Here is a 13,360-nt window from a genome sequence, read left to right on the forward strand (position 1 = left end):
GCCGCATGGAGATCACGACCTGGCACCTCGAACAGACCGCACCGGACGACCTGAGCGCGGCGAAGCCGCCCGCCGTCCCGGTGACGGTCACTCGCTCCGAGCTGGTCAGCCCGGATCTGAACCGCTACCTCTACACGGCGGTCGGTGGCGACTGGTTCTGGATCGACAGGCTCGGCTGGAGCTGGGCCCAGTGGATCGAATGGCTGGACAGGCCGGGCGTCGAGACCTGGGTGGCCTACGTGCAGGGAACTCCGTGCGGCTACTTCGAGCTCGACGGCAGCGAGAAGGCCGGTCTTGAGGGCACTGTGGAACTCGCGTACTTCGGCCTGATGTCGTCCTTCGTCGGGAAGGGGATCGGCGGGCATTTGCTGACCGTCGCGCTTCGGGAGGCGTGGGCGCTCGCGGAGCGTTGGCCGGGCAAGACGCCGACGCGCCACGTCACGGTCCACACCTGCACCACGGACGGCCCCGCCGCGCTCAAGAACTACCAGGCCCGCGGCTTCCGGCTGTTCCGCACCGAGGTCGAGCAGGCCGAACTGCCCGCCACGACGCCGGGACCGTGGCCGGGAGCCGCGAAGAAGTAGCTACTTCGCCGCTGCCTTCGCCGCCTTCTTGAACGCCCGCACTTCGCCGAGGGTCTTCGCGTCGACGACGTCGGCGATCGAACGCCGGGAGCCGCGGTCGCCGTAGGAACCGGTGGCCGCGCGCCAGCCCTTGGGGTGAATGCCGAGCTGCTTGCCGAGCAACGCGAGGAAGATCGCGGCCTTCTGGTCGCCGAAACCGGGCAGCGCCTTGAGTCGCTTGAGGACTTCGGGGCCGTCCGGTTTGGGACGCCCGGCGGTCCAGATCCCGGCCGCGTCGCCGTCGTAGCGTTCGACCACGTGCTCCGCGAGATCCTTCACACGGCGGGCCATCGAGCCGCCGTAGCGGTGGATCGCGGGCGGGACCACGCACAGCTCGACGAAGGTCTCGGTGTCCATCGCGTGGATCTTCTTGATGTCGAAACCGTCCATCCGGTCCGCGATCTTCTGCGGGCCGCGGAACGCGTGTTCCATCGGGAACTGCTGGTCGAGGAGCATCCCGACGAGCAGCGCGAACGGGTCTTCGGTCAGCAGCCGGTCCGCTTCCTCTTCCCCGACCAGGTGCAATGCGCGCGTCATGCGCCCAGGATCTCACGACCGGGCCGCCGCGCGCGTCCTCATCCGTGTGGGTCGACGAGCAGGTCCGCGGCCGCGCTCGTGACGGCGGCCGACACCGCCGCCAGCGCGGGGGAGTCGAGTTTCCACTGCTGCCAGAACAGCGGTACGTCGATCGGGTGGTCCGGGTCGAAACTGACGAGCCTGCCGTCGCGCAGCCGGTCGCCGATTTGCGCGAGCGGCACCATGCCCCAGCCCATCCCGGCGGCGACGGCGTCGAAGAACCCTTCGGACGACGGGACGTAGTGCCGCAGCGAACTCGCGATCGTGCCGCGTTCGCGGGCGAAACGGTCCTGAAGGTCGTCGCGGCGGTCGAAGACGACGACGGGCGCTTCGGCCAGGTCGAGATCCGTGCCGAGGGCCGGGCTCACGACGGCCAGGTAACGCATGTGCCCGAGCCGGTGCACCGAACACCCCGTGACCGGATCCGGCGACGACGTCACGGCGGCCATCACCAGGCCCTCCCGCAGCAGGGTCGTGGTGTGGTCCTGATCCTCGCGGTGCAGTTCGAAGCAGATCTTCTGCTCGGGCGGCACTCGCGTGAGCGCCGGCAGGAACCAGGTCGCCAGCGAATCGGCGTTCACCGCGATCGGCAGCCGGACCGGTTCGTCGCCGGCGGTCAGGCCGAGTTCCGCGCGGGTGTCGGCCTCCAGCAGGGCCAGCTGACGGCCGAAGCGCACGACGGCCTGGCCGGATTCGGTCAGGCGCACCGGTTTCGTGCGGATCAGCAGGACCCGGCCGGTGCGCTGTTCGAGCGCCTTGACGCGCTGGCTGATCGCCGACGGCGTCACGTGCAGCGCCGACGCCGCCACGTCGAACGTGCCTTCGTCGGCGACCGCCAGCAACGTGCGGACCAGGTCGAGAGGCAGATCGGTCATCATGAGCGCTAATGTTACGTAAGAATCTTTAGCTGTACTGTTGGTGATCCGCTTCCTAGTGTCACCCGTATGGGAGACGTTCTGTTCAGCGCGGGCGCCGGGTTCGGCGCCACCATGGCCCTCATCGTCGCGATCGGCGCGCAGAACGCGTTCGTGCTGCGCCAGGGCATCCGCCGCGAAGCCGTGCTCGTGGTGGTGCTGATCTGCATCTTCTCGGACGCCATCCTGGTCAGCCTCGGCGTCGGCGGCGTGGGCGCGCTGGTGGGGACATCGCCCGAAGCTCTGACCATCGTCGCCCTGGTCGGCGGCGCTTTTCTGCTTTGCTACGGCGCTCTCGCGGCCCGTCGCGCGTTCAGGCCGGCCGCACTGGAAACCGATGGCCCGGAGACCGGCGGATCGCTGCGCCGCATCGTGCTGACCACGCTGGCGATCACCTGGCTGAACCCGCATGTCTACCTCGACACCCTGCTCCTGCTCGGCGCCATCGCGGCGGGACACGGCGGCGGCCGGTGGGCGTTCGGCGCCGGCGCGGTGACGGCCAGCGTGCTCTGGTTCCTCGCGCTCGGCTTCGGCGCGAGGCTGCTCAGTGGGTTCTTCCGCAAACCGTCGTCGTGGCGGGTGCTGGACGGCCTGGTCGCCGCCACGATGATCGCCCTCGGGGTGACACTGGTGGCCAGCGCCTGAGCGGCTTGTGACCCATCACAAAACCCCAGGCGCAAGTCTGGTTCTTCTCCTGGTTCCGGCCGTGGGTTTGTGACGCATGATGAATCGCATCCCATACTGGCGAGTAACCGGAGGCACGGATGCGGGCTCGGGTCACCAACGGCGGTGCCACGAAGACCAGGAAGATCCTCACCACGCTTGTCGCGGCCTTGACGTTCACGATCGCCGCCCCGGCGGTGGCGAGCGCGGCGCCGTCGAGCGGCTGGAACGACTGGTCGTGCAAACCGGGCGCGAACCACCCCGAGCCCGTCGTGCTGGTGCACGGCCTCGGCGGCAACGCGACGACCAACTGGTTCTATCACGCGCCGAAACTCAAAGACGCCGGTTACTGCGTCTACTCGCTGACCTACGGCGGCACCGTCCTGGGTGGACAGTTGTTCGGCGGGATGGCCTCGATGCGGAAGAGCGCCGTCGAACTCGGCTCGTTCGTGGACCGCGTGCGGTCGAGCACCGGCGCGGACAAGGTCGACATCGTCGGGCACTCCGAGGGCACGACGATGCCCGCGTACTACCTCAAATTCGAGGGCGGCGCGGAGAAGGTGAAGCACTTCGTCGGGTTCGGCTCGAACTTCAAGGGCACGTCGCTCAACGGCCTTTCCGGGCTGGCCAAAGCCGCGCTTTCGCTGCCCGGCATCGACCTGCTCGCCGACGGCGTCTGCGGGGCGTGCCGCGAATACCTCCCGCCGTCGGCCTTCCTCGACGACCTCGCCCGCGGCGGGGTGAGCGTGCCGGGGCCGACCTACACGAGCATCGTCAGCCGCCACGATCGAGTGGTCACGCCGTACACCAGCGGTGTGCTGAACGAGCCGGGCACGACCGACATCACGCTTCAGGACAAATGTGGCGTGGACGTCTCCGGGCACTTGAGCCAGGCGATCGACCCGAACGTGACGAGCCTGATCCTCAAGGCGCTCGACCCGGCAGGCGCGCCCGCGCCGAAGTGCGTGCCGTTCTTCGCGCCGCTGTAGGCCTCAGGGTTTGGTCGCGTGCACCACGAACACCGACCGGACCCTGTCCTCGGACTCGACGTCGAGGCGCTTCACGGTCACCTCGGTGAAGCCTGCTTCAGCGGCCAGTTCCGCCGCGTCGTCCTCGGTTTCCGGCAGTTTCAGGTCGGCGGGGACGATCGCGGCGAACGCCTCCGACGGCCGGAACGCCGACGCCAGCGGCAGGCTGAAACCGACCCTGCCGCCAGGGCGCAGCGCCCGCAGCCAGTCGCGAAGCGCGGCCGCGCCGAGGAAGTGCAGCGAGGACGCGCAGAGCACGGCGTCGGCGCCGTCGTCCTCCACCGGCGACGGAACAGCCGAAGCGACCTGCCAGGTGATGACCTTGCCGGGATCGCGTGTCGCCGCTTTCATCTCGGCCTGGGCGATCATGCCCGGCGAGATGTCGATCGCGAGCACTTCGCCCGGTTCCAGGCGCAGCGCGGCGAACGCGGCCACACCGGTGCCGGTCGCGACGTCGAGAACGCGTTCGGGAGCCGTGCGGCCGAGGCCGTCGACGAGCGCTTCGGCGACGAGGCCGTGAAAGGTGTCTTCGTCGTAGTGCGCGGCCATGCCGTCGAACAGTCCGGCCGCGATCTCCTCGGTCACGACGACCCTGTCCGGCAGGCGTCGGCGTCCGGCGAAACCCAGGTCGACGCGGTGATACCAGCAGAGCTCGGGGTCGCCTTCGAGCCAGCACAGCAGGACGTCGACGCCGTCGAGTTCGGCGGGGAAGTCGACCAGGAGCGGGGCGAACCCCTTCAGTTCCGCGCCCGTCCGCTGGACAGTGGTCATCAGATCGTCCAGCCGGGCCTGCGCGGCCTTCCACTCCGGCATTCCGCCGAGCGTGGTCTCCCAGCCGCCAGGGCGCAAGGACGCGGCGAGTTCGGCGGCGTCGGCGCGGAGGCGGACGAGTTCGTCGAGCACGGGGCGTAGCCGGGCGAGTTCGGCGCGGGCTTCAGGAACGGTGAACAATCCCATGCGCCGATGGTCCCAGCCCGCTCAGCGGCGCCGCCGGGCGAGTCTCGACGCGAGGCCCGCGCCGATCAGGAGGAAGCCCGTCCCGAGCAGGCCGCCGATGAACAGCCAGCTCGTGACGCCGTAGGTGACGTCGTTCTGCGGCAGGTACTTCATGAGCCGGAAGCCCCATTCGGGGACCGCGACGGTGGCCACGCCGGGTGCGACGCCCCAGACGAGCCCGCCGAGGATCGGGCCGGTCGCCGACAGCGCGCCGAGCAGCCCGACCGACAGCAGCAGGATCCCGCCGCCCACGAGCAGGCCGATGCTGAGGACGTCACGCTGGGTGCTGAGCGTCGCCTGGACGAGCATCTGCTGCCGCAGACCGCCCCAAGCCAGCAGGCCGAGAGCGACCGGCGTCAGGATCAGGCCGCCCGCGCCACTGAGGACGCGACGGACGCCTCGGCCCGCGCGGGGGTCTTCGGAACCTACGTCGTCCTCGAAGGGCTCGTACGGTTCATACGACTCGACGTCCTCGTACGGCCTTCGCGGATCCTTGGGCTGCTCGTACTCGCCGTACTCCTGGTAGTCCTCGTCGTCGTACTCCGCGACGTACCGGTGCGATGACATGGGCGGGCCACCTCCCTGAACCGGACTACGGACGCGAAGCCCTTTCGGTTCACTTCGATCTCCGCAGATCGCGTTTAGCCCGCTAAACGCGATTTGAGCCGCGCCGGGTCAGGGTCCCGACCAAGCCCGCCCCGACGAGCAGGAAACCGCTCCCGAACAGGGCGCCCATCACCAGCCAGGTCACCAGGCCGACGCCGAGTTCGCGGCCGCCGACGTCGTACAGGGTGCTCATGACGCTTGTCCCGCCCAGCAGCGTGGTCAGTCCCGGTATCACTCCCCAGAGCAGGCCGCCGAGCACCGGCCCGAGTCCGGACAGCACGCCGAGCAGCGCGACGCCGAGCAGGAGAAGGCCGCCGACGATCAGCAGGGTCAAGCCCAGCGGGTCTTCGCCGACGGTGTAGGCCTGCGCGTACGTCCGCTGCAGCCGCGAGCCGCCGTAGATCACCAGCCCGAGCGCGACCGGCGTGAGGAGGACCCCGCCGAGCGCGCTGATCACACGAGGCACGGCGCGACCGCTTTGCCTAGGCTGGAGGTAAGGCTCCGGCGCCGACGGCTGCTCGTGCGGCGGCACGGCGTAGGGGTTGGTGGACATGGGGACCGCCCTTTCTGAGGAGTGCGGTTCGATGATGACGCGGTCCCCGTGGGTTCCGTGACGGCCGGATGGCCGTCGTCCGACCGGGTGACGTCGGCCACATCGGCCTCGTGGAGACTTGATACCCACCACTACTGGAACCATCCAGGACCGTAAAGCAGTACGCTTGTACCGCTACCGGAGAGACTGAAGAAGAACGCGAAGATCCGCGGAAGGAGCACCGCTGCTCATGGCCAAGATCAAGGTCCAGGGCACCGTCGTCGAGCTCGACGGCGATGAGATGACCCGCATCATTTGGCAGTTCATCAAGGACAGGCTGATCCACCCGTACCTGGACGTGGACCTGGAGTACTACGACCTGGGCATCGAGGAGCGGGATCGCACCGACGACCAGATCACCATCGACTCCGCCAACGCGATCAAGAAGCACGGCGTCGGCGTCAAGTGCGCCACGATCACGCCGGACGAGGCGCGCGTCGAAGAGTTCGGCCTGAAGAAGATGTGGCTCTCGCCCAACGGCACGATCCGCAACATCCTCGGCGGCGTGATCTTCCGCGAGCCGATCGTCATCCAGAACATCCCGCGCCTGGTGCCCGGCTGGACCAAGCCGATCATCATCGGCCGTCACGCGCACGGTGACCAGTACAAGGCGACCAACTTCAAGGTCCCCGGCCCCGGCACGCTGACCATCAGCTACACCCCGGACGACGGCTCCGAGCCGATGCAGTTCGACGTCGCGAAGTTCCCCGAGGGCGGCGGCGTCGCCATGGGCATGTACAACTACCGCAAGTCCATCGAGGACTTCGCGCGCGCCTCGCTGCAGTACGGCCTCGACCGCGAGTACCCGGTCTACATGTCGACCAAGAACACCATCCTCAAGGCCTACGACGGCATGTTCAAGGACGTGTTCGAGGAGATCTACCAGGCCGAGTTCAAGGCCGACTTCGACGCCAAGGGCATCTCCTACGAGCACCGCCTGATCGACGACATGGTCGCCGCGGCGATGAAGTGGGAGGGCGGCTACGTCTGGGCCTGCAAGAACTACGACGGTGACGTGCAGTCCGACACGGTCGCGCAGGGCTTCGGCTCGCTGGGCCTGATGACGTCGGTGCTGCGCACCCCGGACGGCAAGACCGTCGAGGCCGAGGCCGCGCACGGCACGGTCACCCGGCACTACCGCCAGCACCAGCAGGGCAAGCCGACCTCGACCAACCCGATCGCGTCCATCTTCGCGTGGACCCGTGGCCTCGAGCACCGCGGCAAGCTGGACTCGAACCCGGAGCTGATCGGGTTCGCGAACAAGCTGGAGCAGGTCGTCATCGAGACCGTCGAGAGCGGCAAGATGACCAAGGACCTCGCGCTGCTGATCAGCAAGGAGCAGGCGTTCCAGACCACCGAGGAGTTCCTCGCGACGCTGGACGAGAACCTGGCCAAGAAGATCGCCCAGGGCTGAGTCTCGCTTGAAGGCCCCCTTCCTCGCGGAAGGGGGCCTTTTCGCGTTGTGACCCTGGGTAGTACGGGCACCGTCCGGTTGGCGCCTCCGGGTGGTTGGCAATCCGGGATCTGGGCGACAGCCCCGGCTTCTGCCACTCTGGTACAGACAGAAAACGATTCCCTTGTTCGAGGAGTGACCATCATGGCCATCTCGAAACCGGTCTTGTTCCTCGGCGCCGGCGCGGCGCTGATCGTCGTCGTCGCCATCTCGGGACAGGACAAGGCGTCGAGCGCGAGCCCGACCGGTTGCCAGGTCGTGGTGACGGCAGACGTGCTCAACGCGCGCGACGTCCCCGGTGGACAGAAGATCGTCGGCAAGTACGTCAAGGACGCGAAGATCGACGCGCAGCCGGTCGTCGAGAACGGCTTCCGCAAGATCGCCGAGGGCAAATGGGTCTCGGCCCAGTTCGCGCCCCCGGTCGAAGGCGCCAAATGCGGCCCCTGACCTGCGGGATCGCGATTAGCCCGCGAAAGTCGAGTGGGTGCCTTGACCTGGGGGATCGCGATTAGCCCGCGAACCTGAAGTGGGCGCCTTCCTCGGCCGCCAGCACCTCGCCACTGAACTCCTCCCGCGCTTCGGCCACCGAGACCTCGAGGTCGGAACCGGGCCAGAAGTGGGTCAGCAGCAGCCGCCGGGCACCTCCGCGCTCGGCCCAGTACCCGGCCTCGCCCGCCGTCGACACCAGCCGCGGCGTCTCGTCGGGAGACGGGCCCTGCAAGGTGGCGTCGGCGATGAGCAGGTCGGCGTCGCGCGCCAGCTCCGCCAGGACCGGGCTGGGCCCGCTGTCGCCGGTGTACGCGACGGTGAGTCCGGGCGCGCTCAGCCGGACCCCGTGGTTCGGCACATGGTGCGGCAACGGGAACGTCGTCATCCGGAACGGCCCGACCTCGCGCGGCGGGCCGAGTTCGTGCACATCGAAAATCGTCGTCGGATGCGGTCGCGGCTCCATCGCTTCGAGCCGCCGCACCGTGCCCGGCGTGCAGTGGAGCGGGATCCTCGGCTCGTCCGGCAGCCCGTAGGCGCGGGCGCGGCCGAGTGCGCTCACGTCGGCGCAGTGATCGGGATGCTCGTGCGTCACCACCACCGCGTCGACACGGCCACCGGGGGCGTGTTCGAACAGCCGTGACGCAGCCCCGTAGCCGAGGTCGAGTACGACCTTGAAACCCTCGTGGACCAGGAGGAATCTGGCGCAGGCCCGCCCCGGTTCCGGCCAGGCGCCGCAGCTGCCCAGCACGGTCAGCTCGCTCATGCGCGCAGTCTCGCAGAGAGAACTCCCTGACGGTTCTGTCGGACCCTCCGGGTAGCGTGCGGAGAGTGCTGACCGTCTCCACTGTGAATGTCAACGGCCTCCGTGCCGCCGCGAAAAAGGGCTTCGTCGAGTGGCTGGGCTCCACGAAGGCCGATGTCGTCGCCTGCCAGGAGGTCCGGGCCGAGCTCAAGGAGCTGCCGGCCGGTGCCGCCGCGCCCGAGGGCTGGCACGTGGTGCACGCGCCGTCCGTGCAGAAGGGACGCAACGGCGTCATGCTCTTCAGTCGGGCCGAGCCGGAAGAGGTCCGCATCGGTTTCGGCGAGCCCGAATTCGAGGACAGCGGCCGTTACGCGGAGATCCACCTGCCGAATGTCGTGGTCGCGAGCCTGTACCTGCCCAGCGGCGACGTCGGGACCCCGCGCCAGGACGAGAAGGAGCGCTTCATGGCGGCGTTCCTGCCGTACCTCGTCGATCTGCGCGCCAAGGCCGAGGCCGGTGGCCGTGAGGTCGTCGTCGTGGGCGACTGGAACATCGCCTACGAGAAGACCGACCTGAAGAACTGGCGCGGGAACCAGAAGAGCTCGGGCTTCCTGCCGGAGGAGCGGGAATGGCTCGGCCGCGTGTTCACCGAGGCCGGTTATGTCGACGTGCAGCGCAAACTCGATCCGGAAGGCCCCGGCCCGTACACCTGGTGGTCGTACCGCGGGAAGGCGTTCGACAACGACTCGGGCTGGCGCATCGACTGCCAGATCGCCACTCCCGGTCTGGCCGAGCGGTGCACGTCCGTCGTGGTCGAGCGCGCCGAGTCCTATGACCAGCGCTGGTCCGACCACGCGCCGGTGACGGCGACGTACTCCGGCTGACCTGAGGCTGCGATGGAGACGAACGAAGCCAGGCGGATCGAGGCGACGAACGCCGAGCGCTACGCGATGTCCGGCCAGTACGGCTGGGAGTTCAGCCCGGACGCGCCGAACCTGCTGGAGCGGTGGACGGTGCTGCCGTTCAACCAGCGCGGGGACAAGCGGATGGCGTTCGGCGCGCTGAGCGGCGTGTACAACGGGCTTCGGTTCAGCGTTTTCGACTACCACCGCCGCCCGACGGTCACGAGCGTGCACACGCGGTGGACCAACAAGAAGGTCAACGAGCTCGACACGATCTCGATCGACACCGTCTGGGTGGTCGCCCTGCCCGCGCCGATGCCGAACTTCCAAATCGTGTCGAGCATCGAAGCCGCCTGGGACGTCGACAAGTATCCCGAGCCCGCCACCGCGGACCGGAAGTTCAATCGCTGGTACAAGCTGATCGACACTGACCCGAATGTCGCGGTCGGAGTGCTGACGCCGCAGGTCGCCGCCACGATGCGGTCGTCGAAGCTGCACACCTGGTCGCTGGTGGGCGCGGAACTGGTCTACGTCGAGAATCCGACGTTCGGCCGGACCAAGCCGGACGACGTGCTCTTGACGCTGGGACACCTCGGGCTCCTGGTGTCGCTGCTGCCGTTCCACCTCGGTGGCGGGCAGTCCGCCCCGCCGCCTCCGCAGCAGCAGCCCCAGCACCCGCAGCAGCCGTACCCACCGCAGAATCCAGGGTATCCGCAGCAGTACCCGCCCCCGCCGCAGTACGGCCAGCAGCCGTATCCGCCGCAGCATCCGGGATATCCGCCGCCCCAGTACCCGCCACCGCAGTATCCGCAGCCTGGGTATCCGCCGCAGGGTTATCCGCAGCCGGGGCCGTACGGACCGCCACCGGGATACCCGCCGCGCGGTTATTGACGGGACTTCGCGCTCTCCGTCCACACTGGACTTTCGACGAAGTGGTTGTCGAATTTTTCCTGGCTGTCCAAGAGATCTTGGACGGTCGCTTCGCCGTGTCCGACCTTTTCCAGCAGGCGGAAGTAGTCGAACCGTTCCACGCCGGGAATGAACACGATCAGCACGTCCGCCGCTGAGTCCACGGCCGCGCGAAAAGCGTGTGTGGTCAGCGGCGGGACCACGAGCATGTCACCTTCGGAAACGGTGACTATCTCTTCGCCCACAAGGACTTCCAGCTTTCCGCCGAGCATGAAGAACATCTCGGAGGAGCCGGTGTGATAGTGCGGCGCGGCTCCATCGGCGCCGACGCCCAGCTGTGTTCTCGCGCTGCTCAGGACTCCGCCTGTGGTCGAGACGTCGGCGAGCAGGGTGACGAGGGTGGGGGCCGCGCCGACGGTCTCGGCTTCGGCGGCACGGACGAGGACGGTTTCGCGGGTTTCGGTGCGCTGTGTCATGTCCAGATAGTTCCACCACTGATAGTTCGCTGTCAAACTATCTCCCGTCGAATAGACTGGCGGGCGTGAGTGAAGAGCGGAACGTCGACGCGATCGACGAGGTGGTCGGCGCCTGGCGGCGGGAACGGCCGGAACTGGACTTGACCGCGATAGGGGTCGCCGGTCGCCTCGGCCGCGTGACGATGCTGACCACGCCGATGGTGGAGGCCGTGTTCGCGAGACACGGCTTGAAACAAGGTGAGTTCGACGTGCTCGCGGCGCTCAGGCGGTCCGGGAAGCCGTACACGCTGATCCCGTCCGAGCTGTCCGCGACGCTGATGATGTCCAGGGCCGGGATGACCAGCCGGATCGACCGGCTCGAGTCGGCGGGACTGGTCGAGCGGGCGCTCGATCCCGAGGACCGGCGCAGCTTCCGGGTGACGCTGACCGAGCGTGGTTTCGAGGTCGTCGACGCCGCGATGACCGAGCACACGGCGAACGTCGCGAAGCTCCTCTCGCCGCTGGGTGCGGAGCTCGACGTCTTGGATGGGGCACTGCGCCGGCTGCTCGGTTCGCTGGAATGACGAAAGGGGCCCTTCGCCGCGTCACTTGCGGCGAAGGGCCCCTTCAGTTCCCTGGATGGATCAGCAGGACAGGTTGCCGCCGGGGTCGACGCCGAGGATCCCGGTGAACTGCTGGTACTTGCTCACGCGGCTCTGCACCTGGCCGGGGTTGCCGCCGTTGCACTCGAGGCTCCCGTTGATGCTGCGGATGGTCTCGCCGAAGCCGCGGCTGTTGACCATCGCGTTGTGCGGGGTCATCGTGCCGGGTCCGTTCTGGGTCATCCAGTACCAGATGCCGGTCTTCCAGGCGACAGCCGCGTCGTTCTGCACCAGCCACGGGTTGGTCAGCAGCGGCAGGCCCAGCGCGTCGCCGGCGGCCTTGTAGTTGAAGTTCCAGCTCAGCTGGATCGGGCCGCGGCCGTAGTACGCGGCGTTGCCCGCCGGGCAGCCGTAGGACTGGCTCGTGTCGCAGTAGTGCGGGTAGTTGGCCTCGTTCTGCTCGACGACGTAGACCAGGCCGCCGGTCTCGTGGCTGACGTTCGCCAGGAAAGCGGCCGCTTCCTGCTTCTTCACGGTGTCGCTGCCCGTACCTGCGAAGGCCGGGTACGCGCTGAGGGCGGTGACCAGGCCGTTGTAGGTGTAGAAGGCGTTCCGGCTCGGGAACATCTGGTTGAACTGAGCTTCGCTGACCACGAAGCCGGACGGGTTCGGCGGGTTGGTCGTGCCGCCGCCGCAGGCGCCCTGATCGGCCCAAACCTGCGCCGAACCAGGGGTTTCGTTCTGTGTCCACCACTTCGCGGACCAGTTGTGCCCGTTGTGGGAGGCGGTGTTGCCGCCCCAGTAGACCGAGCTCGCGTTCCACGGTGCCACGCAGTCCGCGGCGGAGGCGGACTGGGCCGGGACGACCACGGCGACCGTGGTGGCGGCGAAGGTGGCGGCGACCGCCGCGAGAATACGTCGAAGAGACATCGGTGGCTCCTTCGTACGAGGGGACCATGCAGGGAGATATTGGTCTATACCTTTTAAGGGGTATGGCCAACAGGTATAGACCATTGCGGACAAGAAACCAACCGGGGAAAGTCGGATCGTGCCTGTTCGGCCGTGTGGTGACATCCGAACGGCCTAACCCTGTCCGGTTTTGTCAGAAACCGTTTCCGTGCACGACAACTCTGGGAAGAGGGGTGCTCGAAAGATCCCCCCTGTGAGGGGCTAGTCTCGTGCCCCGAGTTGATCAAAACCCACAGGTCTTGACACGCTCGGTAGTTTTTTGACCAGCAGCCTGGAAATGCTCACTCGTTCGGGTTAGCGTTCCGGTTCGGCAAAGTCACGTCACGGGAGGCACTCCGGTGCGGAACCCAGTTCATCTCCTGATGCGATCGGCCCTGCTCGCGGCCAAGGCGGCCGCGGTCATCGCGATCCCGGTCGCATTGCTCGTCGCGGGCGCAGTCCCGGCGTCGGCAGCTGAGGCGACTTCGCGCTCGGAGATGGCGTTCGGTCTTCTGGGCCCGGTCGGCCTGATCGCCGTCGCGCTCGGCATCGTCGGCATGGCCTTCGGTGTGTTCCGTCAGCGGCGGAAGGCCCGCGCGGCCGCTGCCGCCGCCCCGGCTCAGCCTGCCACCCCGCACGTCGCCGCGATGGCCGAGGCCGTCCTCGCCGACGACGCCCTCACCCGCCAACAGCGCCCCTGACCTGCGCCTTCCCGTCCCAGATCGAGATTAGCCCGCGAAAGTCGACCTGGTCCCTCGGGCAGGGGCGCATCGCGATTAGCCCGCGAAAGTCGAGACGGGCTCGGGGCAGGGCAGATCGCGATTAGCCCGCGAAAGTCGAAGTGCGGATTTCTTGGGTAGCG

The 13,360-nt window shown here is 68.0% G+C and carries 17 protein-coding genes; 9 read left to right on the plus strand and 8 right to left on the minus strand.

The features are described from left to right. The first annotated feature begins 5 nt into the window (after positions 1–5). Positions 6–584: a GNAT family N-acetyltransferase gene (locus AMYAL_RS0122105; protein ID WP_020633445.1), complete on the plus strand. Its 579-nt coding sequence runs from the start codon at positions 6–8 to the stop codon at positions 582–584. On the opposite strand, the gene AMYAL_RS0122110 is transcribed toward AMYAL_RS0122105, so the two are convergent. Both AMYAL_RS0122110 and AMYAL_RS0122115 read right to left on the minus strand, forming a co-directional pair. Next, entirely contained in the window at positions 585–1,160 is a 576-nt protein-coding gene (locus tag AMYAL_RS0122110) for an HhH-GPD-type base excision DNA repair protein (protein ID WP_020633446.1), read from the minus strand. Positions 1,161–1,198: 38 nt separating this feature from the next. Next, entirely contained in the window at positions 1,199–2,077 is an 879-nt protein-coding gene (locus tag AMYAL_RS0122115) for a LysR family transcriptional regulator ArgP (protein WP_020633447.1), read from the minus strand. 66 nt (positions 2,078–2,143) lie between these two features. On the opposite strand from AMYAL_RS0122115, the gene AMYAL_RS0122120 reads away from it, so the two are divergent. Then, positions 2,144–2,758, plus strand: coding sequence for a LysE/ArgO family amino acid transporter (locus AMYAL_RS0122120; protein WP_020633448.1), 615 nt, complete (start codon positions 2,144–2,146; stop codon positions 2,756–2,758). Positions 2,759–2,877: 119 nt separating this feature from the next. Then, positions 2,878–3,765 (plus strand): esterase/lipase family protein, encoded by an 888-nt coding sequence (locus tag AMYAL_RS0122125; RefSeq protein ID WP_020633449.1) that lies wholly within the window; start codon positions 2,878–2,880, stop codon positions 3,763–3,765. Positions 3,766–3,768: 3 nt separating this feature from the next. On the opposite strand, the gene AMYAL_RS51065 is transcribed toward AMYAL_RS0122125, so the two are convergent. From AMYAL_RS51065 to AMYAL_RS0122140, 3 genes are all read right to left on the minus strand, one after another. Beyond that, a complete protein-coding gene (locus tag AMYAL_RS51065) occupies positions 3,769–4,761 on the minus strand; it encodes a DUF2203 family protein (protein WP_020633450.1) in 993 nt (330 codons plus the stop codon). Between the two features lie 21 nt (positions 4,762–4,782). Further along, entirely contained in the window at positions 4,783–5,367 is a 585-nt protein-coding gene (locus AMYAL_RS0122135; RefSeq protein ID WP_020633451.1) for a hypothetical protein, read from the minus strand. 82 nt (positions 5,368–5,449) lie between these two features. Continuing rightward, positions 5,450–5,959, minus strand: coding sequence for a hypothetical protein (locus AMYAL_RS0122140; RefSeq protein WP_245192991.1), 510 nt, complete (start codon positions 5,957–5,959; stop codon positions 5,450–5,452). Positions 5,960–6,188: 229 nt separating this feature from the next. Between AMYAL_RS0122140 and AMYAL_RS0122145 the strand changes: the two genes are divergently transcribed. Both AMYAL_RS0122145 and AMYAL_RS0122150 read left to right on the plus strand, forming a co-directional pair. Beyond that, positions 6,189–7,412 carry an NADP-dependent isocitrate dehydrogenase gene (locus AMYAL_RS0122145; RefSeq protein WP_005166487.1) on the plus strand — a complete coding sequence of 408 codons (1,224 nt, stop codon included), beginning with the start codon at positions 6,189–6,191 and terminating at the stop codon, positions 7,410–7,412. Between the two features lie 183 nt (positions 7,413–7,595). Next, entirely contained in the window at positions 7,596–7,898 is a 303-nt protein-coding gene (locus AMYAL_RS0122150) for a hypothetical protein (protein ID WP_039795648.1), read from the plus strand. A gap of 61 nt (positions 7,899–7,959) precedes the next feature. Here AMYAL_RS0122150 and AMYAL_RS0122155 read toward each other — a convergent pair whose 3' ends face one another. Beyond that, entirely contained in the window at positions 7,960–8,703 is a 744-nt protein-coding gene (locus AMYAL_RS0122155; RefSeq protein WP_020633454.1) for an MBL fold metallo-hydrolase, read from the minus strand. Positions 8,704–8,759: 56 nt separating this feature from the next. On the opposite strand from AMYAL_RS0122155, the gene AMYAL_RS0122160 reads away from it, so the two are divergent. Both AMYAL_RS0122160 and AMYAL_RS0122165 read left to right on the plus strand, forming a co-directional pair. After that, positions 8,760–9,566, plus strand: a complete 807-nt coding sequence (locus AMYAL_RS0122160) for an exodeoxyribonuclease III (RefSeq protein WP_039794074.1) — start codon at positions 8,760–8,762, stop codon at positions 9,564–9,566. Positions 9,567–9,578: 12 nt separating this feature from the next. Then, on the plus strand, positions 9,579–10,475 hold the full coding sequence (locus AMYAL_RS0122165) for a hypothetical protein (RefSeq protein ID WP_020633456.1): 897 nt from the start codon (positions 9,579–9,581) through the stop codon (positions 10,473–10,475). Here AMYAL_RS0122165 and AMYAL_RS0122170 read toward each other — a convergent pair. Further along, complete coding sequence (locus tag AMYAL_RS0122170; protein WP_026467332.1) at positions 10,469–10,969, minus strand: cupin domain-containing protein; 501 nt, start codon at positions 10,967–10,969, stop codon at positions 10,469–10,471. The genes AMYAL_RS0122165 and AMYAL_RS0122170 overlap by 7 nt on opposite strands. A 65-nt stretch (positions 10,970–11,034) precedes the next feature. Between AMYAL_RS0122170 and AMYAL_RS0122175 the strand changes: the two genes are divergently transcribed. Continuing rightward, positions 11,035–11,532: a MarR family winged helix-turn-helix transcriptional regulator gene (locus tag AMYAL_RS0122175; protein ID WP_020633458.1), complete on the plus strand. Its 498-nt coding sequence runs from the start codon at positions 11,035–11,037 to the stop codon at positions 11,530–11,532. A gap of 60 nt (positions 11,533–11,592) precedes the next feature. Here AMYAL_RS0122175 and AMYAL_RS0122180 read toward each other — a convergent pair whose 3' ends face one another. Next, complete coding sequence (locus AMYAL_RS0122180) at positions 11,593–12,480, minus strand: glycoside hydrolase family 19 protein (RefSeq protein WP_020633459.1); 888 nt, start codon at positions 12,478–12,480, stop codon at positions 11,593–11,595. Positions 12,481–12,881: 401 nt separating this feature from the next. Between AMYAL_RS0122180 and AMYAL_RS0122185 the strand changes: the two genes are divergently transcribed. Next, positions 12,882–13,199 (plus strand): hypothetical protein, encoded by a 318-nt coding sequence (locus AMYAL_RS0122185; RefSeq protein WP_020633460.1) that lies wholly within the window; start codon positions 12,882–12,884, stop codon positions 13,197–13,199. The last annotated feature ends 161 nt before the right edge of the window (positions 13,200–13,360 follow it).

The organism is Amycolatopsis alba DSM 44262 (genome assembly GCF_000384215.1).
GTDB lineage: Bacteria > Actinomycetota > Actinomycetes > Mycobacteriales > Pseudonocardiaceae > Amycolatopsis > Amycolatopsis alba.